The sequence below is a fragment of the Streptomyces sp. NPDC037389 genome, assembly GCF_040636475.1.
GTDB lineage: Bacteria > Actinomycetota > Actinomycetes > Streptomycetales > Streptomycetaceae > Streptomyces > Streptomyces hesseae.
Genome location: NZ_JBEZUS010000002.1, coordinates 146,350 through 169,115, shown reverse-complemented (window position 1 = coordinate 169,115; position 22,766 = coordinate 146,350). Strand labels below are relative to the sequence as shown.

Here is a 22,766-nt window from a genome sequence, read left to right as displayed (position 1 = left end):
ATGCCCACCGAGCCCGGACTGCTGCGGACCCTGCGCGAGGACCTCGACGTCGTCGTCGAGCGCGATCCGTCCATCCGCAACCGCCGGGAGGGCGCACTGCACGCGGCGCTGCCCGCGCTGTGGGCCCACCGGGTCGCCCACCGGCTCCACCGGCGCGGCCTGCGCCTGGCCGCCCGGCTCGTCGCCCACGGCGCACGCCGGCACACCGGGGTGGAGATCCACCCCGGTGCGGTCCTCGGCCGCCGGGTCTTCATCGACCACGGCTGCGGCGTCGTCATCGGCGAGACCGCCGTCATCGGCGACGACGTGACCATCTTCCACCAGGTCACCCTGGGGGCCGTCGGCTGGTGGAACGACAACGACCGCCCCGAGGGCGAGCGCCGCCACCCCGTCGTCGGCGACGGCGTCATCCTCGGCGCCAACGCCACCGTGCTCGGCCCGGTGACCGTCGGCGACGGCGCGCTGATCGGCGCGATGGCCACGGTCACCAAGGACATTCCGGCCGACGCCCGCGTCTACGCGCCCCCCTCCGTGATCCGCACCCCGGGCGGCGAGGTCACCCCGGCCACCGACCCCGTACGCCTGCTCGCCTCGGCCGGCTCCTGGTGAACCGCGCCGCCGACCCCCCACCCACCATGCTTCGAGTAGGAGACCCACCCATGGCCGCTGCCGCCACCGCACATCCCGGCCCCGTCACCACCGGCACCCGCCGCATCGCCGACGGCCTGGAGGACCTCATCGGGGGCACCCCCCTGGTCAGGCTGTACCCGGAGGGCGCGGACCCGTCCGTCGAGGTCCTCGCCAAGCTGGAGTCCGTCAACCCCTTCTCCAGCAGCAAGGACCGGCCCGCGCTGCGTATGATCCTCGGCGCCGAGGAGCGCGGCGACCTCGTCCCGGGCGGCACGGTCGTGGAGTCCACCTCCGGCAACACCGGCATCGCGCTGGCCGCCCTCGCCGCCGCCCGCGGCTACCGCTGCGTCGTCGTCCTGCCCGACAGCGCCACCCCCGAACGCGTGGGCCTGCTGAAGGCGCTGGGCGCCGAGGTCGTGCAGACGCCCAGCGAGGACGGCTTCCCCGGCGCCATCGCCAAGGCCGAGGAGATCCACGCGCAAACGCCCGGCTCCTGGTACTCCCGCCAGCACGAGAACGACGACAACGTCCTGGCCCACTACGAGAGCACCGGCCCGGAGATCTGGGCCGACACCGCCGGGAAGGTGGACGTGCTGATCGCCGGCGTCGGCACCGGCGGCACCATCACCGGCTGCGCCCGCTACCTCAAGGAGCGCAACCCGGACATCGAGGTCGTCGCCGTGGAGCCGGAGGGCTCGCCCGTCCTCTCCCGGGGCTTCGGCGGCCAGCACCGCATCCCCGGCCTCAACGGCGGCTTCGTCGCCCCCACCACCGACGAGTCGCTCATCGACCATGTGCTGACCTGTAGCGACGACGACGCGCTGGCCGCCGCGCGGGCCCTGGCCACCCGGCAGGGCCTCTTCGTCGGCGTCTCCTCCGGCGCCGCCGTGGACGCCGCCGCCCGGCTGGCCCGGCTCCCCAAGTACGCGGGGAAGACCATCGTCACCGTGCTGCCCGACACCGGCGAGCGCTACGTCAGCCTCTGGAACGAGTCCTGAAAGCCCCCCCGTCCGCCCATCACGAGGTGACCGTATGACCGCCCTGGTCCTGCACCGCGGATCGTTCCGCGCCAACCCCTACGAGCGCTGGATGGAGGGCTACGACGCGGACGTCGTCGTCCTCGCCTCCAGCGAACAACTCGACGTGCACGGTGAGGAACTGCCGACCGCCGCGCCCTTCGCCCACGCCGAGGCGCTGCCCGGCTACGACACCAGCCCCCGCGTCGCCGAACGGGCCGCCGAGCTCATCGAGCGGTACGGCGTGACCGACATCGTCGCCTGCCAGGAGAACGACCTGGAGCGCGCCGCCCGGCTGCGCGTGCGCTACGGCCTGCCCGGCCCGCGCCCCGAGGACGTCGTGCCCTACCGCGACAAGTGGGAGATGAAGCGCGCCGCCGTCCGCGCCGGCATCCCCGTCGCCGGCCACGCGCTCCTGACCGCCCCCCAGGACCTCACGGACTTCGTCGCCGCCCACGGCCTGCCCGTGGTGGTCAAGCCCCGGCGCGGCGCCGGCTCCATCGACCTGGCCGTGCTGCGCACGGAGGCAGCGGTCGCCGACTGGCTCGCCGGGGACCACCTCGCCGCACCGGACGAGGAGCCCTCCTGGCTGGTGGAGGCGTTCGTCGAGGGCGGGATGTGCCACATCGACGGCGTGGTCCTCGACGGCCGGGTCGTCACCATGTGGCCCTCGCGCTACACCTACGTCCTGGCCGACTACACCGACCGCGAGGGGCGCATGGACATCGCCCTGGACGCCGACGACCCGCTGCGCCACCGGCTGATGGCCTTCGGCGAGCGGCTGCTGAAGGAGTTCGGCGGCAGCGACCACTTCGCCTTCCACATCGAGGTGTTCCACACCCCGGACGACGAGCTGGTGCTGTGCGAGGCCGCCTGCCGCGCCGGCGGCGCGGGCGTCCGGGACGTCCACCGCGCGATGTTCGGCTTCGACCCCGCCGAGCCGCCCGTACGCCGCCAGCTGGGGCTCCCGTTCGGGTACGAGGGGGGCGGGCGGCCGGAGCGCATCGGCGGTCAGCTGCTCTTCACGCGGCGGCCCGGCACGGTCCACCGGATGCCCGATCCGGAGGGAATGCCCGAAGGGGTGGTCAAGCACCAGTACTTCGCGGCGCCGGGGGACCGGATGGAGGAGGCCTGGCACTCCGGGGACTTCCTGGCCGCCTTCGTGGTGGCGGGCGTGGACCGCGCGGAGTGCGAAGCGCGGATCCGGGCGCTGGAGGAGTGGTTCCTCGCGGGGCTCGACATCCGCTGAGCGGGCGGGACGCGGGCAGGACGCGGCCGGGCGACGGGACCGGGCGGCGGGACCGGGCGGCGGGACCGGGCGACGGCCGGCCGGGGCCGCGCGGCGGCTCAGGCCGACCGGACGACGGCCAGCGGCCGGTCCGTGCGCGCGGCGGCCGCGTCGGCCAGCCGGCTGTAGGCGAAGGCGGCGGAGACCAGCGTCATGTGGTGGTGCCAGCCGGGGAAGGACCGGCCCTCGAAGTCCCGCAGCCCGAAGTCGTCCTCCAGGATCCGCAGGGCGCCGGCCGTACGGGCGTGGTGCCCGGTGAGGGCGATGAGCTCCTCGGCGGAGTGCCGGGTGAGGTTGGTGATCCACACGGGTTCGTCGGCCTGCCGGCCGGGGACCCGGCGCGCGAACGCCCGGAAGACCGGGGGCGTCGCGTCCGTGCCCGTCCGGGTGCCGGGCCGCTCCGGCAGCCGGACCAGCGTGTTGAGCAGCCGCCGGGGCTGTCCGCCCGGGACCGGGCCGGGGGTGCCCAGGAGGGCGGGGACCTCGCCGAAGCCGTCGCCCTGGTAGACCAGCCTCCGCACCGGGACGGGCGTGTCGTGGTCCTCGCCGCGCGAGCGGCCGCCGGGCAGCACGGCCAGGGAGGCGGGCACGGCGACGACGAAGTCGCAGCCGGTGCGGCCGAGTCCGCGGATCAGCGAGCCCGCCTCCGTGCAGGAGGTCATGTCGGCGACGACGGGCAGCGGAGTGGCGGTGGTCCGGGAGTGCAGCGTGTGGACCAGGTCGAGCACCTGCGCCGAAGCGGGGCGGTCGCCCACGCTGGACTCGGGTATGCGGGCCCGCTCGCGCAGGGTGTCGTCGTCGGTCCAGCGGGAGGGCAGCAGGATCCGCCAGCCGAGCGGCACCGGCTCGGTCTCGGTGGACAGGAAGATCCCCACGCCCACCTGGCAGTTGACCGTGCGGCCCGAGGCCGGGTCGAAGCGGCGGTGGACGCCCACCGAGCTCTCGCCCCGCTTGGGCATGACCACCGTGCCGATCGTCCAGGCCCGGGGGACCGCCCGCCGCAGGGTCCAGTGCGCGAGCGAGCGCAGGGCCGGGCCCCAGTCCCACGGGCTGGCGTTGACGAACTGGTGCAGCGACTGCGAGGCGGTGGGCGAGGCGGAGACGGCGGCCGCCAGGCGGCGGACCGTCTTCTTGCCCGGGGTGGAGAGCAGCCCCTCCAGATAGGCGTGGGCCCAGCGCCGCTGGTCGGCGCGGGGCAGGTAGCCGAAGACCTCTTCGGCGAAGGAGACGAGTGGAGCGGTGCCCGGGGTGAACGGGCGGGTCGAATGGTGCACAGCCATCGCACGGTCCCTTCTGACGCGGACGGTATGGCGCCGGCCGCGAACGAAAGAATAGAGAACGATCGCTTTGTTTTCAAAACCCCCGGGCATGTGACCTTGGAAACCCATGGAGGGTGCCGACCCTGTCGATCATGGCCGTAAGGTGATTGAACGCCGGTCGCCCACCGGCAAGTTGAAGCCGTCGTTCCGCCATGGCGCGGTCCCATGGCCTATGGCAGTGAACGTCTGGAGGGATCATGGCCATGCAGGAGCGCGCCGTACGGACCCGTTCGGCGCTCGTCCGGGCCGCGGCCCGCGCCTTCGACCGCAACGGCTACGAGGGCACGTCCCTGTCCCAGATCCGCGCGGCGGCCGAGATGTCCATGGGGGCGCTGACCTTCCACTTCGCCACCAAGGGCGAACTCGCCGACGCCGTGCTGGACGAGGGGTGGCTCCTGACGGAGGCCCGGGTGCGCGATGCCCTGACGCCGGACGGCGACCCGGTGGACGGCCTGGTGGCGCTCACCCTGGCGCTCGCCGCGCTGATGGAGGAGGAGCCGCTGGTCCGCTCGGCGGCCCGGCTCACCCGGGAGCGCGCCGGGGGCCGGGCCTGGACCTCCGCGTGGCTGCCGGCCGTGCACGAGCTGATCGAGCGCGCCCGGTCGGCCGGCGCGCTGCCCCCGGTGGCGCGCCCCGAGGTGGTCGCCGACCTGGTCAGCCATCTGATCGTGGGCGCGGAGGCGCAGATACGGGCCTCCGCCGCCGACGCCGGGCGCCCGGCGGTGGACGTCGGCGGGCAGCTCGCCCGGATCTGGGACCTGGTGCTCCTCCCGGTCCGCGGCTGACCGGCGGGGCCGCGCGTCCGCAGCCCACGAGTGCCGGTGCGGCCCCGTCAGGGGCGCGGGGAACTGCGCGATCGGCCACCGACGGCCCGCAGTCGACGCGCGGCCCCGGGGGTCCGGGCGAAGCGCGGCACTCCCTCTGCGGGCGCGTCGTGGCGTGTCGCGCAGTTCCCCGCGCCCCTGACGGGGCGCCGTGGTGGCCGCGTGACGAAGATCCGCCGGACACGGCCTAGCCCTGGCCTAGCCCGCCGGCGCCAGGTGCCGCCGGTACCAGGGCGCCGCCGCCTCCAGCCGGGCGAGGACGCCCGGCCCCGGCGGGCAGCCGGCCGCCCGCCACACCTCCGCGCTCGCGTACCAGTGGTCGCGGGCGAGCAGGGCGAACTGACGCTCACTCATCCGTCCGGGGTTGCCGCGCAGGCTCTCCAGGCAGCGCGCCCACGGCCAGTCGGCCCCGGCGCGCGGCAGTACGGCGTGCTCGGCGAGCGCGTCCATCAGGTCGCCGTTGCGCACCGGGTCCGGGTGGCTGGCGTGGTGGACGCCCGCCGGCACGGCGCGCGGGCCGCACGCCAGCTCCGCGACGAGCCGCGCCAGATCGGTGACGTCCACGGCCGACAGCAGGCCGCGCCCGCCGTCCCAGCGCGCGGGCACCCGGCGCAGCAGCTCGGCCAGGGCCGGCACCACCCAGCGGTCGCCCGCGCCCAGCACCAGCCCCGGGCGCAGGACCGCGGCCCCGCACTCGAGCATCGGGGCCTCGCCCGCCAGGCGGGTGCGGCTCGCGGGCGAGGCGGGCGCGGGCCGGATCGCGTCGACGTCCGGCCCGGTGTGCGGCCCGGGGCCGTAGACGGCGGCGGTCGACAGGGCGACGACGCGGGGCACCGCCGCCCGGCGGGCCTCGGCGGCCAGCGCGACGGCGCCCCGGTGGTTGACCGCCTCGCACAGGCTCTCGTCCGAGGAGACGCAGGAGGCCAGGTGGAGCAGGGCGTCGGCCCCCTCGCACAGTCCCCGCAGCGAGCCGGGGTCGGTCAGGTCGCCGGGAACCCACTCCACGAGCGGGTCGCCGTCCGGGCGGGGGTGGCGCGTCAGCGCGCGTACGCGCACGCCCCGTCGGCCGAGTTCGCGCAGCGCGGCGGAGCCGATGAACCCCGTGGCGCCGGTGAGGGCTATCAGCGGCCCGCTCACCGGCGGCCCTTCCCGGCCGGGCCCGGGACGGTGACCAGCCGTGCGCGGGTCTCCGGCGTGGCGACGCCGGGCAGCAGGTAGCGCCACAGCAGGGCCACTCGCTCGGGCAGGTCGGCGCGGTTGGTGGAGACCTGGGAGAAGAGCTGGGTGCCGGTGTAGCAGCTCACCAGGACCCAGGCCAGCTCCCGTTCGTCCACGTCGGGGAGGAGCTCGCCCTCGTCCCGGGCGGCGACCAGCTCCTCGTGGAAGCGGGCGGCCCAGTCCTGGTAGGCGGTGTCGTCCCGGACGCCGAACTCGCCCTGCTCGACGGCGAGCCGGACGCCGGCGCGCAGCAGCACATTGGTCTGGAGCTCGGTCGCCAGGTGGAGGGTGATGTCGATCAGGTGCTGGAGGCCGGCCTCGCCCTCGGGCATCACGATGCCCTCGCCCTGCTCGTTCATGACCGCCCGGGCGAGGTCCTCCTTGGACTTGAAGTGGAAGTACATCGCGCCCTGGGTGGCGTCCGCCCGCTTGATGATCTTGCTGACGCTGGCGCCGCTGAACCCGAACTCGTCGAAGACCTCCGCGGCCGCGTGAAGGATGGCGGCGCGGGTCCTCACCGCGCGGTCCTGCCTGGGCCTCGCCATGAGGTAACCACCTGTCATCTATCGACAAACAAAACGAACACCCTTTATCTTACGGCTCCAGCGTCAGAAACAGAGCAGCAGCGTCAGAGCGTCCGGGAAGTCGGTCATGCACCATCTCGTTCAGCAAGCACCCGTTTCGATCACCACCACCGTCATGCCGCACGGCCTCGGCACCTGTGTGCCCCGGCAGTACGTCCACAAGGCGGCCCTGGCCGAGGTCCTCCTCACCGGCTGGGAGCGCGTCGCCGACGACACCTTCACGATCGGCGCCCAGTGGCCGCGGACCCACGGCTTCTACACCCCGGTCGACGGCCACTACGACCCGCTCCTCTTCGCCGAGACCGTACGGCAGGCCATCCCCCTGCTGTCCCACCTGGCTTATGACACCCCGTTCGGCCACCACCTGATCTGGGACCACTTCCGCTACGAGCTCCACCCGGCCGCGACGGCCGTGGCCGCCACCCCCGCCGAGCTGGAGCTGCGGATCGCGTGCAGTGACGTCAAGCGCCGTCAGGGCCGGCTCTCCGCCCTGGTGATGGACGTCACCGCGCTGCGCGACGGCGTCCCGCTGGGCACCGCCCGGGCCCGTTTCACCAGCCACGCCCCGGCCGTCTACCGACGGCTGCGCGGCGAGTACGGCGACCCCTCCGTCGTCTCCCGGGCCGTACCGCTGGCCCCGCCCCTGGCCCCGGGGCGCGTCGGCCGCGACCGCTTCCACGACGTGGTCCTCTCGCCCACCGACGCCGACGGCCTCTGGCAGCTGCGCGTGGACCCCAGCCACCCGGTGCTCTTCGACCACCCGGTCGACCACGCCCCCGGCATGCTGCTGCTCGAAGCCGCCCGCCAGGCCGCGCTCGCCGCCACGGGCCCCGACCACGGGGCCGTCCTGGGCCTTACGTCCGTCTTCAGCCAGTACGTGGAGTTCGACAGCCCCTGCTGGATAGAGGCGACCGTCCTCCCCGAGGAGGACGGCTCCCTCACCCGCACCCGGGTCACGGCACGCCAGAACGACCGCGAGGCGTTCTCCGCGGTCGTCATCAGCACGGCCGGAGCCTGAGGAACGGTCCCGTACGGGCGGGCGCGAACCGCCCGTACGGGACCGGGCCCGTGGCGCGGTCAGCCCGCGGGCACCGCCTCGGGGACCGCGCCGCCCCGGGTGCGCAGGCCCGCGGCGTAGCGGCGCAGCAGCAGGGCCGCGGTCGTGGCGAGGCCCGCCAGCAGCCCGAGCCAGAGGCCGAGGGTGCGCAGGTCCGCCGCGTATCCGAGGAGGAGCGAGGCGGGCAGCCCGACGAGCCAGTAGCCGACGAGCGTCGCGCGGAAGCCGCCCTTGGTGTCGTCCAGACCCCGCAGCAGGCCGACGCCGATGTTCTGCGCGCAGTCGAAGAACTGGAGGACGGCGACGACCGCGAGCAGTCCGGTGGCGATGGACAGGGCGTCGCCGTCCCCCGCCGCGCCGGAGTCGAGGAACGGGCGCAGGACCGGGCCGGGGAATGCCAGGTAGCAGAGGCCGACGACCGTCATGACGGCGGCGGCGCAGGCCAGCGCGGTGTTCTTCAGGCGCCGCGCCGCGGCGAGGTCCCCCAGGGCCAGTTCACGGCTGACATTGATCGAGGCGGCGTGGGAGAGCCCCACGGCCACCTGGAAGACGATGTAGACGAGCTGGTTGACGGCCGTGTGGGCGGCGAGCGCGGCACTGCCGAAGGAACCGGCCATCAGCGCGGTCAGCGAGAAGAACCCCGCCTCCGAGCCGTAGGTGGCCGCGATCGGCACGCCCAGCCCGATCAGCCGCCGCACGGTGGCACGGTCGGCGCTCAGCAGAGAGAGGCTCAGGCGCGGGCCGAGCACCGGGTCCCGGCGCGTCGAGGCGTACAGGGCCAGGAAGGACAGCAGGTACACCAGTGACGTCGCCACGCCGATGCCGGTCAGGCCCAGCCGGGGCAGACCCCAGGTGCCGTGGACGAACACCCAGTTGAGGCCCGCGTTGACGGCCACGGACGCCAGGGTGATCCGCAGCAGCGCCTGCGGCCGGCGCATGCCGACGGTGAACTGGCGCACCGCCTGGAACCACAGGCACGGCAGCAGCCCCGGCGCGAGGGCCACCAGCATCGAACGGGCCCGGTGGGCGACGTCCGCGTCCTGGCCCAGCAGGGACAGGCACTGGCCGATGGCGACCATGAGGACGGCCCCGGCGACGCCGGCGAGCGTCGCCACCGCGAGCCCGGCCCGGGCGACGGCGGTCACCTCGTCGTCCGGCCCCGGGGAGCCGGGCTCCTCGGGGGATCCGGGCTTTCCCGGGGACGCCTCGGCGCGCGCGGCCGCCGCGGCGACCCGGTTGCCGACGGAGGTCACCAGGCCCACGCCCATGGTGCGCAACTGGTTGAAGACGACGACGGCCAGGCCGCCCGCCGCCAGTTCCCCGGTGCCGAGCAGGCCCATCATCACGGTGTCGGTCGTGGTGAGCGCGACCTGGGCGAGCTGGGTGAGGACGAGCGGGACGGCGAGGACGGCCAGGGCCCGGCCGTCGCGCAGCAGCCGGAGCGGGGCGGCGGGCATCGCGGGCATCAGCGACCGCGCAGGGTGGCGAGGAGGTCGCCGATCTCGCGTTCCACGACCGGGTCGAGGAGGTCGCGGGCGGCCATCCAGTCGTCGTCGAAGACGGTGTCCAGGTACTTCTCGCCGCCGTCGTTGATCAGCGCGACCATTGTGCTGCCCGGTGGCAGCGAGGGCAGCAGCCGTAGCGCCTCGTGGACGACGCCGCCGGCGGAGCCGCCGATGAGCAGGCCGGTGCGGGCCACCGCGCGGCAGGTGGCGAACGCCTCGACGTCACCGACCTTGACGCCCTCGTCGATGAGCGAGAAGTCGACCAGCGCGCCGATCCCGGCGCCCTCGGGCGTGCCGGTGCCCGACTGGTAGTAGTCGTGCGCGGGCCCGCCGAAGGCGACGGACCCCTTGGGCTCCACCCCGACCGTCCGCACCTCCGGGACGAGCCGGCGCAGCTCGCGGGCGGTGCCGCACAGGGCCCCGCCGGTGCCGACGGCGGCGACGAGGACGTCCACGCGGCCGTCGAGGGCGTCGTGGAGCTCATGGGCGACGGCCGCGTAACCGACGCCGTTGCTGGGGTTGTTGTGCTGCTCGGTGAAGATCGTGTTGTCCTGCCCCCGGGCGAGGCTTTCGGCGAGCTCCTCCCGGGCGGCGGTGGCCAGGTCGTCCGTGCCGTCGTCGGTGACGTACACGAGCTCGGTGCCCAGCGCGCGCATCGCGCGCAGCTTGTCGGCGCAGGCGTGGTTGTCGACGACGGCGGTGAAGGCGTAGCCGCGCTCGGCGGCCATGACGGCCAGTCCGAGGCCGGTGTTGCCGGAGGTCGACTCGACGATACGGCCGCCCGGGCGCAGTTCGCCACGGGCCTCGGCGTCCAGCACCATCCGGCGGGCCATCCGGATCTTGGCGGTGCCCATGGGGTTGAACATCTCCAGCTTCAGTAGCAGCCGGCTGCCGTCTCCGGTGCGGCAGAGCTCCAGGAGCGGGGTGTGGCCGATGAGTTCGGAGACACGGGTGACCACGGCGGGCCGGGCGGGCGCGGCGGACGGGGGAACCGGCGCGGGGCGGGCGGTGAGTGCCGCGTTCATGGGATCAGGGGCTCCTGTGTGGTGAGGGGCTTCACGGGGGTGAGGGTCAGGAGTGGCGGTCCAGGCGCCAGCGCGGCCGCCCCGTCAGACGGTCGAGGACGACCTTGGGGGGCAGTGGGAGGTCGTGGAAGGGGGATTCGTTGGAGTCCATCTGATAGCCGGCCGTATTGGGGTAGACCAGCAGATCGCCCTCCCGGGGCCGGGCGGGCAGCGGCACCTTGCGCCAGGTGACCATGTCGGACTCCAGGCACGTCGCGCCGCCCACGCAGGCCGCGACGACGGCGGGGCCCTCGGCGGGACCGGACGCCGTGAGGAGCACGGGATCCGGCAGGTATTCGCTGTCGAACCACTGTTCCGACAGGCTGAGGCTGCTGCCGTCCACGGTCAGGACGGCGTAGCCGTCCCGTTCCTTGACGCCCTGGACCCGGAAGACGGTCGAGCCCGCCCGGTCCAGCAGGGCGCGGCCCGGCTCCAGCATCAGGGTGACGCCCGCGGCCCGGAGCAGCCGGGCGAGGCTGGTGGAGTGCCCCTCGGGGGTGGTGGCCAGGACGGCCCGCAGGACGTCCGCGCCGGCCAGCGGGGAGTGGTACGGGTAGAAGTCGCCCGCCGTGAACGACTTGCCCCCGTGGTAGTGCTCGGGCCGCTGCTCGGCGAGGAAGCCGTGCCAGTCGTCGGCTGCGGCGTAGTCGACGGCGAAGCCGCCGCCGATGCTGATCCGGTCGGCGCGCAGGCCCATGGCCCGTGCCGCCCGGCACTCGTCGACGAGCCGGCCGGTCAGGTCGGCGCGGGGCCGCAGGGCGTACCCGGACAGATGGAAGCTGAAGCCCTCCATGCTCACGGCCGGGCCGGCCGCCGCGCAGCGGCGCAGGGCGGCGGCCGTCTCCTCGTCGTCGAGCCCGAAGCGGCTGTGCGGCTGGTCCGGCGGCAGCCGGCGCAGCAGCACCCGCGCCGGGCGGGCCGTCCCGCCGGTCAGCGCCAGGATCCGGTCCAGCTCGGCGGGGGAGTCGACGGCGATCAGCGCGCCCTGGAGCACGGCGACGCGCAGCAACTGCTCGTGCTTGGCGGGGCCGGTGACCGTGATGTCCTCGCCGCGCACACCGTGGGCGAGGGCCTCGCGCAGCTCACCGGCGGAGGCGACGTCCACGCCCGCGCCCGTCGCCGCGCAGCGCTCGATCCACACGGCCGCCTTGTTGGCCTTCTTCGCGTAGTACACCCGGCCCGCCACGCCTGCCTCGGCGAGGGCGGCGCGGAAGGCGGCGAGGTTGGTGTCGAAGCGGTCGGGGAGCAGGAAGTGGAACGGCCCGTCGAAGGCGTAGGAGAGCTCTTGCAGCAGCCCGCTCGTGAGGACCGCCGAGGCCCGGGCGTCCGGGTGGGCGGGCAGCGGCGGGGCGGCGGCCGTGCCGGTGGTCGTCACTGCCACAGCGGCACCCGCGTTCCCAGGCCCTGGGTGAGGGCGAGTTGGGCGAAGCGGTGGCCGAGCGCGATGTCGGTGACGACCAGACCGCTGTTATAGGCGAAGATCCGCTGGTCCGGTGCGGTGCGCCCGGGGGCGTCCCCGGCGAGGACGGCGGGGAACTCGGCGTCGACGGCTGGCAGTTCGCCATCGGCACCGGCCATGTCGGTGCCGGTGACGCGCATCTGGGCCTCGCTGGTGGCCACGACGCGGTCGGCCTCGTGCAGCGTGGACGGTGCCAGGCCGTGGCCGACGAGGACGGCCAGCGCGCCGGGCCGCAGCCAGGACGCCTCCACGGCGGCGGGGGTGTGGGGCCCGGCGGTGGCGACGACGACGTCGGCGGCCCCGGCGGCCTCCCGAAGATCGGTGACGATCTCCACGTCCCGGCCGGGGAAGTGGGCGCGCAACTGGCGGCGGACGGCGGTGATCCCGTCGGGGTGGGTGCCGTGGAGCATCAGCCGCTCCAGGTCCGGCAGCGCCGTCAGCAGGAACGGCAGGGCCAGCCGGCCCTGGGTGCCGGTGCCGATGACCAGCGCGGCGCGCGCCCCGGGCGGCGCGCACTCGCGGGCCAGCAGCGCGGAGACGGCGGGGGTGCGCAGGGCGCCGATCCGGCCGCAGTCCATCATCGCCAGGGGCAGCCCGGTGACGTCGTCGTAGAGGGTGAGGGTGGTGTAGTAGTGCTGCTCGTCGCGGGGGCTGTGCAGGCCGTGCTTGTACGAGGTCTTGACGGCGACGACGTCGCGGGAGCCGTCGCGGCCGAGCATCGCGTACGCGACGGAGTGGCCGTCGCCGGGCTTGACGGTGAGCTTGCGGGGGTTGTCGGAGCGGCCGGCGGCCAGGGTGCGGTAGGCGTTCTCCACGGTGGCGAGGACGTCGGCGGGGGCGATGTCGATGCCCGCCACGTCGCTGGTGGACAGGACGGTCAGGGTCCTGTCGTCGCGTATTCGGGCGGAGTCGTGGCCCCGGTCGGCGGGGGCGGTGTCTGTCATGGGGGTCCCTTCGTGTCCGTACGGGGTCGGGCCGGGTCGGGCCTGGTCAGGCGGCGTGGGCTTCGAGGGCGGCCTGTCCGTAGCCGTGCTCGGCGGCCTCGGCGGCGGGGCGGGTGCGGCGGCCGGGGACGCGGACCGAGGCGCGCTTGAGCCAGCGGTCGGTCCCGTCGTAGCGGGCGGTGAAGGGCACCCGGCCGTGGACGACGAGGTCGTTGTCGACGACGAGGACGTCGCCGGGGGAGAGGCTCACGGCCACGGAGACGCGGGCGAGTTCCTCCTCCAGCCGCCGGTAGGCGGCCCGGTACTCGGGGCCGGCGTCCGCCAGTGGGGTGTAGGCCGGGTCGAAGCGCAGGGTGAGGCCGTCCGGGGAGCGCCACAGGGCGGGGACGCGCGGCGGCTCCCCGGCGAAGCCCTGGGCCTCGGAGTAGGCGTCGTCGGGCAGGATCGGCAGCGCGGGGCGGGTCAGCTCCTCGACGGTGGCGTCGTCGAGGCGCACCCGGCGGACGCTGGCCGCGGTGGTGGCGATGGCGTCGTGGTTGCGCATGCAGGTGAGCATCAGCAGATGGGCGCGGCCGGGGTGGAAGGCGTCCTCGGTGTGCGGGCTGAGGAGCACGCTGCTGCTGGCGCCGGTCTGCTCCCGCTCGTGCCCGGGGGCCGGGACGATGTTGTGGACGAAGCGGCCCTCCTGCTGGCCCTCCCAGGCGATGGGGTCGCCCATGACGGTGGCCAGCAGGAGCAGGGCTATGTCGTGGTGGGCGCCGGAGTCGCCGGCGGTGCGCCAGCTTCCCGGCGTGTCGCCGATGCGGGCGTCGTCGACGCGCAGGCCGCGCAGGACGAACAGGCCGGCGTCGGTGTCCACGGGCCGGCACTGCCGCCGGACGGCGGGGCCGAGGGCGGCGGCGGACTCCCGGACTCGCCGCAGGAGTCCGGGGGAGGTGGCGGAGGTGCCGAAGGAGGTGAGGATCTCCTCGGCGGCGCGGTGCAGTTCATCGACCGAGGCGTCGTCGAGCAGGCGGACGGGGGCGTGGACGGGTGCGGTTCCCGTGCTCATGGCGCGATCTTCCGTTCCGTAGCGGGGTGTGCAGTCCGAAGGGGCGACGCGGGCATACGGGCATGGCACGGCGGCGGGCCGCGCTGCGGGCAGGGGTGGGGAGGTGGCGGAGGGGGTGTGGCCGCCGGCCCGTGGCGTCGGGGGCTGGCCAGAAACGTACCGCTAGAAGTTAGGTAAGGCAAACCTAACTCACGGGTTACCCGCTTGGTCCGTTTTCGGGCGATGGGCCCGTAAATCAAGGGGGTTGGCTGGCGCCCTGGCCGGAATCCATGCATAGGTCAGCCGGGTTTGCGGCGACGGTCGCAGTTAGGGTAGGCAAGCCTAAGTAGCTCGGAAGTGACCCCCATCTGCCGGATCGAGGACGACGTGGACTTCACCAGGCGCCAGATGCTGCTGGCCGGAGCCGCCATAGGCTCGGCCGCACTGCTCACCGCCTGCCAGGGTGGCGGCGGTACGGCCCCCTCGAACACCGGAAACCAGCCGCGCCCCGGAGGCACCCTGCGCGTCGGCGCGCTGGGCCGGACGTCCGCCATCACCCGCGATCCGCACGGCAATCAGGGCAACGAGAGCGACTATCTCGTCATCGCCCTCGTGTACGACACGCTCACCGCCCCCGGCGCGAAGGCCAACACGGCCGGGCGCCTCGCCGCCTCCTGGACCCCCTCCGACGATCTGAGGACCTGGCGCTTCACCCTCGCCAAGGGGGCCGTCTTCCACGACGGCACGCCCGTCACCGCCGACGACGTCGTCTGGTCCCTGCGCCGGCTCCGCAACACCCCCGCCGGCGCCGCCCGGCTGCCCGGCATCAAGGCCGACGACATCACGGCCGACGGCAAGGACACCGTCGTCCTCGTCTCCGACTACGCCAACGCCGAACTCCCGCTGCTCACCCGGCTCTCCACCTTCGTCCTCAAGAAGGACACCGCCGACAAGGACCTGCCCAAGGCGCCCGGCACCGGACCGTTCAAGCTCGACTGGTACCGCAACGGCAACGCCCGCCTCGTGCGCAACGACCACTGGCACGGCGGGAAGGTCCTCCTCGACGCCATCGAAGTCACCATGTTCGAAAGCCCCCAGGCCATGGCCAACGCCCTGCTGGCGGGCCAGATCGACCTCGCCTCCAACGCCGGCGCCGTCGCCGGCCGCACGGCCGCCGCCCGCAAGGACGTCCAGGTCATCCGCCGGCCCCAGGACATGGCCATGCCCATCGTCATGCGCACCTCCGAGGGCAGCCCCTTCGCCGACCCGAGGGTCCGCGAGGCGTTCAAGCTCGTCGTGGACCGCCCGGCCATGGTCAAACAGGTGCTCTCCGGCTACGGCACCGTCGCCAACGACATCCTCGGCACCGCCGACCCCGCCTACGCCAAGGACATCCCCCGGCGCGCCCGCGACCTGGACAAGGCCAAGCGGCTCCTGAAGGAGGCGAACTTCGACCTCGGGAAGACCTACGACCTCGTCACCACCGAGGACATCGCCGGCCTCGCCGAGTCCGCCACCCTCTTCGCCGCCCAGGCCCGCGAGGCCGGGATCAAGGTCGATGTCGTCAAACAGGAGTCCGGCACCTTCTACGACAGGACCTGGCTCAAGGGCGACTTCTACACCAACTACTGGGGCACCAACGACTCCGTCGTCTTCTTCGCCTCCAAGACCCTCGTCACCGGCGCCGGACAGAACGAGGCGAACTTCTCCGACAAGGACTTCGACGCCTCCTACCGCGACGTCCTCGGCACCAAGGACACCGCCGAGCGCGCCCGCAAGCTGCGCGAGCTCCAGCGGATCGAGCACGAACGCTCCGGCTATCTGCTGTGGGGCATGGCCGACGGCATCGACCTGGCCGCCGCCAAGGTCCGCGGCCTGCCCACGCTCCCGGGCTACGGGCGCGTCCAGCTCGAGAACGCCTGGCTCGCCCGGTGACCTCCGGCACAGCGCGGGCCGCCACGCTCCTGGGCCGGCGACTCCTGCTGCTCGTCGCCCTCCTCGCCGTCGTCTTCGCGGCGATCGAACTACTGCCGGGCGACGCCGCCTCCGCCACCTCCGACCGAGGCGAGGGCGCCGCCGGCGTCGCGGCGCGACGGCACCTGCTGGGCCTGGACCGGCCCCTCCCCGAACGCTTCTGGGACTGGATCACCGCCCTGCCCGCCGGCGACCTCGGCACCTCCGCGCGCGGACAGCACGTCACCGACCTGCTCGCCGCGCCCTTCCCCAACACCCTGCTGCTGGGCGGCACCGCGTTCGTCCTCACGGTCCTGCTGTCGCTGGCCCTCGGCTGCTGGGCCGCCGCCCGGCCCGGCGGACCCGTCGACCGGATCGTCGACGTCACCGCCACCGCCGCCTTCGCCCTCCCCGAATTCGTCGTCTCCGTCTGCCTGTTGCTCGTGCTCTCGCTGTGGACCGGCTGGCTCCCCGCCGCCACCCTCACCGGCGCCGACGGCGGCCCCGCCGACTGGACGATGCTCGTCATGCCCGTCCTCGCCCTCGCCCTGCCCCAGACCGGCTGGAACACCCGAGTCGTCCGCGCCGCCCTCGCCGACCAGGCCGCGACCCCCCATGTGGAGGCCGCCGTCCTCGACGGGCTGCCCGCCCACCGGGTGCTGCTGCGCCACGCGCTCCCGGGCGCCCTGCCCGCCGTCGCCACCGGCTTCGCCACCTCCACCGGCATGCTGCTCGGCGGGGCCGTCGTCGTCGAGACCCTCTTCAACTACCCGGGCATCGGCACCGTCCTGGCCGGAGCCGTCGCCGACCGCGACACGCCCGTCATCGCCGGGGTCGTCGCCTGCGCCGCGGCCGTCATCACCGTGGTGCTCCTCCTCGCCGACGTCGTCCGCGCCCGCACGGTAGGAGCCCACCCATGAGCGCCCTCGTCCTCTTCGGCCGGGGCCGGCGCGGCCTGTGCGCAGCCGCCCCCGCCGTGGGCATCGTCGTCGGCCTGCTGGCGCTGACCGGCCCGCTGCTGGCCCCGCACCCCCTCGACACCCCCGTCACCGCCCCCTACGCCGGACCCGGCGACGGCGCGGTCCTCGGCGGGGACCAACTCGGCCGGGACGTCCTCAGCCGGCTGCTGCACGGCGGCGACGCGCTGATCGCCGGCGCGCTCGTGGTGGCCGTGGTCGTCACCTGCCTGGCGTCCGTCCTGGGCTGCGTCGCCGTGCTCGCCCCTCGGCTGGGCAGGCTCATCGAACGCACCGCGGACCTGGTCATCCTCGTGCCGCCGGTGCTGGGCTTCATGCTCCTCGCGCTCGCCTGGCCCGGCGGCCGGCGCCTGGCCGTCACGGCAGCCGCCGTCATCCTGGGCACCCCCTACGCCGTACGCGTCGTCGCCGCGGCGGCCGCGCCCCTGGCCGGCGCCGGATTCGTCGAGGCCGCCGTCGCGGGCGGCGAACGGCTGTGGCGCGTCGCGCTCCGCGAGATCCTGCCCAATCTGCGCGCCACGGTCCTGGCCCTGTTCGGGCTGCGGTTCGTCGAGGCGGTCTATGTCATCTCGATGGCGGGCTTCCTCCAGCTGGGGCCGCAGCCACCCGAGGCCGACTGGGCCCTGATGATCCGGGAGAACGCCCCCGGCATCCTCCTCAACCCCTGGTCGGTGGTGGCCCCCGCCGCCGCGATCGCCGCCCTGGCCATCGCCACCAACCTCGCCGCGAACACCCTCGCCCCACGGACGCGCGGTGGCGCGGCACCGCGGGGAGGCGATGCACGATGACGACGACGCCTCGACGCGGGGCGGGCCACGGCGACCCCGCCCCGGAGCGCACCGGGCTCGTCCGCGACGTCGCCGAGTCCACTCCGGGCGCCGCGGATTCCGCCGCGGTCGCGACTGGTTCGGCTCCGGATGCCCGGGGCGCCGTCGGCTCCGTCCCGGCCTCCACGGATTCCGCCCCGGACGGCGCCGAATCCGCCGCGGACACCGCGGACGGTACGGCCCCCGGCCCGGGCGCCGGCGACGCCCCGGTCGTCGCCGACGTCGCCGGACTCGAAGTCCGCATCCCCGACGGCCCCGTACTGCTCGCCCCCGCCGGGCTCACGCTGCGCCGGGGGCGGATCACCGTCCTGACCGGGCCCTCCGGTTCCGGCAAGACGACGCTGCTCCGCGCCGTACTCGGTGACCTGCCCCCAGGAGCGCGCGTGACCCGGGGGAGCGTACGTGTCCTGGGCCAGGACGTGTTCGCCCTGACGCCAGCGCGGCTGCGCGAACTGCGGCGTCACCGCCTCGCGTTCGTCGGCCAGGACCCCGGCTCCGGGCTCAACCCCCGGATGCGGGTCCGCGACCTCGTCGCCGAGCTCGCCACCGGCGCGAGCCCGGCCGACGTGAGGAAACTGCTGGCGGAATGCCGGCTGTCCGTCGACGACGGGCTTCCCGACCGCCGGCCCGCCGCCCTCTCCGGCGGCCAGCAGCGCCGCGTCGCCCTCGCCCGTGCCCTGGCCCGTACCCCCGACGTCCTGCTCCTGGACGAACCCACCGCGGGGCTCGACCCCGCGCTCCGCGACGAGATCGCCGACCTCCTGCGACACGTCGCCACCGACCGCCACATCGCCGTCGCCCTCGCCTGCCACGACCCCGAACTCGCCGCACGCTGCGCCGACGACGTCGTCGACCTCGGCACGAACACGCTGGGGGCCGCGCCCCCGCGCGGGCCGGTGCGCCGGCCCGCGCCCCAGGCCGCGCCCGGGTCCGGCGGCCCGCTGCCCACGCCTCCGCCCCGGCCCGGCGGCGAGCCTTCCGCACCCCGCACCGGCCTCGTCGCCCGCGGCGTCCGCGTGACCTTCGCCGCCCCCGCCCCCGTGCCCACCCCCACACGCGGCAGCGCGACAACGCACCGACACGCTCTGGACGGCGTGGACTTCGCTGTCGCACCCGGCACCGTCGCCGCCATCGTCGGCCCCTCCGGGTCCGGCAAGACCACCCTGCTGCGGGTCCTCGCCGGCCTGCGGCCCGCCGACGACGGCGAGCTCACCCTCGACGGCGCGCCGTTGCCCACCCGTGTCCGCGCGCGCGGTCGCGACGAGCGGCGCCGGATCCAGCTCGTGCCGCAGAACCCGCTCGGGGCCCTCAACCCCGCCCGTACCATCGGTGCTTCGCTCGCCCGCCCGTTGCGGTTGCACCGGATCGTCCCCCGCGAAAAGACCGCGGAGCGCGTGGCCGAGCTCCTGCGGGACGTCGGCCTGCCGCCCGAGTACGCGCGCCGTCACCCCCACGAGCTCTCCGGCGGGCAGCGTCAGCGCGCCTCCATCGCCCGTGCCCTGGCCCCGCGCCCCGACGTGCTGCTCTGCGACGAGGTCACCTCGGCCCTGGACCCCGCCACGGCCGTCGCGGTCATGGAGTTGCTCGCCCGGCTCAGGGCCGAGCGCGGGCTGGCCCTCGCCCTCGTCAGCCACGAGCCGCACCTCGTCGCCGCGTACGCCGACACCGTCCTCTTCCTGGCGGAAGGCCGCGTCGCGCCGCCGGATTGACAGACGGTAACCGGGAGGGGAGTCTAGCCCGCACTGATCAGTTACTGACTGGTCGGTCAGTAGGAAAAGGCCCCCCTTCACACCCTTTTTGGAGTACTTGTGGCACAGGTGCGAGAACGAGGCGCGCGGTACGGAAAGGCGCTCGCGGCGCTCGGCGCGGCCTCGGTGCTGACGGCCGGCGCGGCCGTAGTGGCCGGCCCCGCGGCGGCGGCCGCCCCGGCCGGTCAGGCCGACAGTGCGCGCTATGTCGCGCTCGGCGACTCGTACACCTCGGGCCCCGGCATACCCGAGCAGACCGGCGGGGACTGCGCGCGCTCCAGCGTCAACTACCCCTCGCTGACCGCCGCCAAGCTGGGCCAGAAGTCCTTCAAGGACGTCAGCTGCAGCGGTGCGAAGACCGACGACATGTGGAACACCCAGGCGGGCTCGGCCGGGCCCCAGCTGGACGCCCTCGGCAAGCAGACCCGCCTCGTGACCGTCGGCATCGGCGGCAACGACATCGGCTTCGGGACCATCATCGGCAGCTGCGCCGTGCTGTCCGCGACCGACCCCACCGGCGCCCCGTGCAAGAAGCAGTACACCGCCGCCGACGGCTCCGACGTGCTCGCCCAGCGGATCAACGACGCCGCACCGAAGATCGCCAAGGTACTGAAGGCCGTTCACGAGCGCGCCCCGTACGCCAGGGTCGCGCTCGTCGGCTACCCGTCGATCATGCCGGACAACGGTACGAGCTGCTTCCCGTCCGTGCCGATCGCCGCCGGTGACGCCCCCTACCTGCGGGACACCGAGAAGCGTCTGAACACGATGCTCCAGCAGCAGGCGCGCGCGGCGCACGTCCGCTACGTCGACACCTACGGCACGACCGTCGGCCACGACGTGTGCACCCCGGCGGCGGACCGCTGGGTCGAGGGCGTCCAGCCCGAGAGCCCGGCCGCGCCGTTCCACCCCAACGCCAAGGGCGAGGCGGCCATGGCCGGCGCGGTGTACGCGGGGGTCCGCGGCTGAGCGGGCTTGCCGAAGTGCGGTGCGGGTACGCGTCCTGAAGGGGCGCGGGGAACCGCGCGACCAGCCTCCACCGGCCCGCAGGCGACGCGCTCCACTTCCCGCGGAGCGCTTGGCCGGCCTTCGGGGGCGCGGTCGGTAGGGTCACGCACGCCGGTGGCACGCCGTACGCGCCCGGCCGCGCGCCCTGACACCGGGCGCTCCGACCGGACTCCGTCGCACCGGACGTCGTACCGCGCGCCGTCGTACCGGGCTCCACAGCGCCCGGCGGCCACCCCCGGCGCCGCGACGACCGCGCCCGTAACCGCACCCGCACCCGCCTGACGGCACATCACGGGCCGGGTTCGGCCGGGGTCCAGCCCCGGCCGGGCCCGCTCCCGCGGCCGTGCCCGGCCGGGGCGAGTGCCCTGTCGGCGGGCGGGCTCCGCGAGTAGGCTCCGGGGCCCGTTCGTCCGTCACGGAGGCACTCATGGCCCTCGCCAGACCGAACCCCCGCCGGAGCCTGCCCGTCCTCGCGGCCACGGCCGCCCTCGTCGCCGGGGCGCTGGCGGCGCCCGCCGCGGCCGCCGGGCCCGCCGGCGAGGCCACCCGCACCCCCGCCAAGTCCCCCGTGGCCGTCGGCTACGGCGGTGCCGTGGCCAGCGTCGACGCCGACGCCTCCGCCGCGGGCGTGGAGGTGCTGCGCAAGGGCGGCAACGCCGTGGACGCGGCGGTGGCCACGGCCGCCGCCCTCGGCGTCACCGAGCCCTACTCCGCCGGCATCGGCGGAGGCGGCTATTTCGTCTACTACGACGCCAAGTCCCGCAAGGTCTCCACCATCGACGGCCGCGAGCGCGCCCCGCTCAGCGCGACCAAGGACCTCTTCATCGAGAAGGGCGGCCCGCTGCCCTTCGCCGACGCCGTCACCAGCGGCCTGAGCGTCGGCGCCCCCGGCACCCCCGCCACCTGGGACACGGCCCTGCGCTCCTGGGGAAGCCGTAGCCTCGGCCAGGTCCTGGCGCCCGCCCGGCGGCTGGCCCGCGACGGCTTCACCGTCGACGAGACCTTCCACAAGCAGACCGCCGACAACTACGACCGCTTCAAGGACTTCCCCGCCACCGCCAAGATCTTCCTGCCCGGCGGCAAGCCCCCGGCCGTCGGCTCGACGCTGCGCAACCCCGACCTCGCCCGCACCTACGGCCTGCTGTCCGACCAGGGCGTGGCCGCCCTCTACCGGGGCGCGCTGGGCCGGGACCTGGTCCGGACCGTGCGCAAGCCGCCCGTCGACCCGGCCTCCGGACGCGTCGCCCGGCCCGGCGATCTGACGGAGCGGGACCTCCGCGCGTACGGCGTGCGCAAGCAGGACCCCACCCACACCTCCTACCGAGGCCTGGACGTCTACAGCATCGCCCCCTCCTCCTCCGGCGGGACGACCGTCGGCGAGGCCCTCAACATCCTGGAGAACTCCGAGCTGAAACGGCTGGACCAGCAGGCCTATCTCCACCGCTACATCGAGGCCAGCCGGATCGCCTTCGCCGACCGCAACCGCTGGGTCGGCGACCCAGCCTTCGAGTCCGTGCCTGTCCAGGGTCTGCTCTCCCAGCGCTTCGCCGACTCGCGCGCCTGCCTGATCAAGGACGACGCCGTGCTCACCAGCCCGCTGGCGCCCGGCGACCCGCGCCGCCCGGGCTCGCGCTGCGCGACGGGCGGCCGGGCCGCCCCCACCCCGTACGAGGGGGAGAACACCTCCCATCTGACGGTCGCCGACAAGTGGGGCAACGTCGTCGCGTACACCCTGACGCTGGAGCAGACCGGCGGCAGCGGCATCACCGTGCCGGGGCGCGGCTTCCTGCTGAACAACGAGCTGACCGACTTCTCCTTCACCCCCGTCAGCCCGGGCGTCCACGACCCCAACCTGCCCGGCCCGGGCAAGCGCCCGCGCTCGTCCCTGTCGCCCACGATCGTCCTGGAACACGGCAGGCCCGCCTTCGCCCTCGGTTCGCCCGGCGGCGCCACCATCATCACGACCGTGCTCCAGACGCTCCTCAACCACGTGGACCGCGGCATGCCGCTGGGCGACGCCATCGCCGCGCCCCGCGCCAGTCAGCGCAACACGGCGGCCACCGAGCTGGAGCCGGGGCTGTGGAGCAGCCCGCTGCGCGGCCGGCTGGAGGCCAAGGGCCATGTGTTCAAGCTCAATCCGGAGATCGGCGCGGCCACCGGCGTCCAGCGGCTGCCCGACGGGCGCTGGCTGGCCGCGGCCGAGAAGAGCCGGCGCGGGGGCGGCTCGGCGATGGTGGTGAGGCCCGGGGGGAAGCCGCCGGTGCGCTGACGGCCCCTCCGCGCGCGGGGGCCGCGCGTTCCCGCGCCGGAACGGGGCG

At 74.7% G+C, this 22,766-nt stretch carries 19 protein-coding genes; 11 read left to right on the top strand and 8 right to left on the bottom strand.

Features of this window, described 5'->3' with window-relative positions:
* The 3 genes from epsC to AB0E98_RS04290 are packed head-to-tail and all read left to right on the top strand — an operon-like array spanning position 1 to position 2,895.
* The gene (gene epsC, locus AB0E98_RS04300) at positions 1 to 609 is read left to right on the top strand and encodes a serine O-acetyltransferase EpsC (protein WP_361698434.1); all 609 of its coding nucleotides are present in this window, start codon (positions 1 to 3) and stop codon (positions 607 to 609) included.
* 50 nt (positions 610 to 659) lie between these two features.
* Positions 660 to 1,628: a cysteine synthase family protein gene (locus tag AB0E98_RS04295; RefSeq protein ID WP_361698432.1), complete on the top strand. Its 969-nt coding sequence runs from the start codon at positions 660 to 662 to the stop codon at positions 1,626 to 1,628.
* Positions 1,629 to 1,662: 34 nt separating this feature from the next.
* The gene (locus AB0E98_RS04290; RefSeq protein WP_361698430.1) at positions 1,663 to 2,895 is read left to right on the top strand and encodes a NikS protein; all 1,233 of its coding nucleotides are present in this window, start codon (positions 1,663 to 1,665) and stop codon (positions 2,893 to 2,895) included.
* A gap of 98 nt (positions 2,896 to 2,993) precedes the next feature.
* Here the strand turns inward: AB0E98_RS04290 and AB0E98_RS04285 are convergent, their stop codons facing one another.
* Positions 2,994 to 4,214 carry a transposase gene (locus AB0E98_RS04285; protein ID WP_361698428.1) on the bottom strand — a complete coding sequence of 407 codons (1,221 nt, stop codon included), beginning with the start codon at positions 4,212 to 4,214 and terminating at the stop codon, positions 2,994 to 2,996.
* 236 nt (positions 4,215 to 4,450) lie between these two features.
* Between AB0E98_RS04285 and AB0E98_RS04280 the strand changes: the two genes are divergently transcribed.
* Positions 4,451 to 5,038, top strand: a complete 588-nt coding sequence (locus AB0E98_RS04280; RefSeq protein ID WP_361698426.1) for a TetR family transcriptional regulator — start codon at positions 4,451 to 4,453, stop codon at positions 5,036 to 5,038.
* Between the two features lie 237 nt (positions 5,039 to 5,275).
* Here the strand turns inward: AB0E98_RS04280 and AB0E98_RS04275 are convergent, their stop codons facing one another.
* Together AB0E98_RS04275 and AB0E98_RS04270 are read right to left on the bottom strand one after the other, a co-directional pair.
* Positions 5,276 to 6,214: an NAD(P)-dependent oxidoreductase gene (locus AB0E98_RS04275; RefSeq protein ID WP_361698424.1), complete on the bottom strand. Its 939-nt coding sequence runs from the start codon at positions 6,212 to 6,214 to the stop codon at positions 5,276 to 5,278.
* The gene (locus tag AB0E98_RS04270; protein ID WP_361698422.1) at positions 6,211 to 6,840 is read right to left on the bottom strand and encodes a ScbR family autoregulator-binding transcription factor; all 630 of its coding nucleotides are present in this window, start codon (positions 6,838 to 6,840) and stop codon (positions 6,211 to 6,213) included. The genes AB0E98_RS04275 and AB0E98_RS04270 overlap by 4 nt, the downstream gene beginning before the upstream one ends.
* A gap of 106 nt (positions 6,841 to 6,946) precedes the next feature.
* Between AB0E98_RS04270 and AB0E98_RS04265 the strand changes: the two genes are divergently transcribed.
* Positions 6,947 to 7,897 (top strand): ScbA/BarX family gamma-butyrolactone biosynthesis protein, encoded by a 951-nt coding sequence (locus AB0E98_RS04265; RefSeq protein ID WP_361698420.1) that lies wholly within the window; start codon positions 6,947 to 6,949, stop codon positions 7,895 to 7,897.
* Positions 7,898 to 7,956: 59 nt separating this feature from the next.
* On the opposite strand, the gene AB0E98_RS04260 is transcribed toward AB0E98_RS04265, so the two are convergent.
* The 5 genes from AB0E98_RS04260 to AB0E98_RS04240 are packed head-to-tail and all read right to left on the bottom strand — an operon-like array spanning position 7,957 to position 13,959.
* Positions 7,957 to 9,393 carry an MATE family efflux transporter gene (locus tag AB0E98_RS04260; RefSeq protein WP_361699325.1) on the bottom strand — a complete coding sequence of 479 codons (1,437 nt, stop codon included), beginning with the start codon at positions 9,391 to 9,393 and terminating at the stop codon, positions 7,957 to 7,959.
* 8 nt (positions 9,394 to 9,401) lie between these two features.
* Positions 9,402 to 10,466 carry a cysteine synthase family protein gene (locus tag AB0E98_RS04255; protein WP_361698418.1) on the bottom strand — a complete coding sequence of 355 codons (1,065 nt, stop codon included), beginning with the start codon at positions 10,464 to 10,466 and terminating at the stop codon, positions 9,402 to 9,404.
* 46 nt (positions 10,467 to 10,512) lie between these two features.
* Positions 10,513 to 11,880 carry a Y4yA family PLP-dependent enzyme gene (locus tag AB0E98_RS04250; RefSeq protein ID WP_361699323.1) on the bottom strand — a complete coding sequence of 456 codons (1,368 nt, stop codon included), beginning with the start codon at positions 11,878 to 11,880 and terminating at the stop codon, positions 10,513 to 10,515.
* A complete protein-coding gene (locus AB0E98_RS04245; protein WP_361698416.1) occupies positions 11,877 to 12,908 on the bottom strand; it encodes an ornithine cyclodeaminase family protein in 1,032 nt (343 codons plus the stop codon). Before AB0E98_RS04245 ends, AB0E98_RS04250 begins: the two co-directional genes overlap by 4 nt.
* A 46-nt stretch (positions 12,909 to 12,954) precedes the next feature.
* Positions 12,955 to 13,959, bottom strand: coding sequence for a TauD/TfdA family dioxygenase (locus tag AB0E98_RS04240; RefSeq protein WP_361698414.1), 1,005 nt, complete (start codon positions 13,957 to 13,959; stop codon positions 12,955 to 12,957).
* Between the two features lie 387 nt (positions 13,960 to 14,346).
* Between AB0E98_RS04240 and AB0E98_RS04235 the strand changes: the two genes are divergently transcribed.
* From AB0E98_RS04235 to ggt, 6 genes are all read left to right on the top strand, one after another.
* On the top strand, positions 14,347 to 15,873 hold the full coding sequence (locus tag AB0E98_RS04235) for an ABC transporter substrate-binding protein (protein WP_361699321.1): 1,527 nt from the start codon (positions 14,347 to 14,349) through the stop codon (positions 15,871 to 15,873).
* Positions 15,870 to 16,811 carry an ABC transporter permease gene (locus AB0E98_RS04230; RefSeq protein WP_361698412.1) on the top strand — a complete coding sequence of 314 codons (942 nt, stop codon included), beginning with the start codon at positions 15,870 to 15,872 and terminating at the stop codon, positions 16,809 to 16,811. Before AB0E98_RS04235 ends, AB0E98_RS04230 begins: the two co-directional genes overlap by 4 nt.
* Positions 16,808 to 17,656, top strand: a complete 849-nt coding sequence (locus AB0E98_RS04225; RefSeq protein ID WP_361698410.1) for an ABC transporter permease subunit — start codon at positions 16,808 to 16,810, stop codon at positions 17,654 to 17,656. The genes AB0E98_RS04230 and AB0E98_RS04225 overlap by 4 nt, the downstream gene beginning before the upstream one ends.
* Entirely contained in the window at positions 17,653 to 19,404 is a 1,752-nt protein-coding gene (locus AB0E98_RS04220; protein WP_361698408.1) for an ATP-binding cassette domain-containing protein, read from the top strand. Before AB0E98_RS04225 ends, AB0E98_RS04220 begins: the two co-directional genes overlap by 4 nt.
* Before the next feature lie 99 nt (positions 19,405 to 19,503).
* Complete coding sequence (locus tag AB0E98_RS04215; RefSeq protein WP_361698406.1) at positions 19,504 to 20,409, top strand: SGNH/GDSL hydrolase family protein; 906 nt, start codon at positions 19,504 to 19,506, stop codon at positions 20,407 to 20,409.
* A gap of 466 nt (positions 20,410 to 20,875) precedes the next feature.
* Positions 20,876 to 22,717 carry a gamma-glutamyltransferase gene (gene ggt, locus AB0E98_RS04210; protein ID WP_361698404.1) on the top strand — a complete coding sequence of 614 codons (1,842 nt, stop codon included), beginning with the start codon at positions 20,876 to 20,878 and terminating at the stop codon, positions 22,715 to 22,717.
* Positions 22,718 to 22,766: the final 49 nt, after the last annotated feature.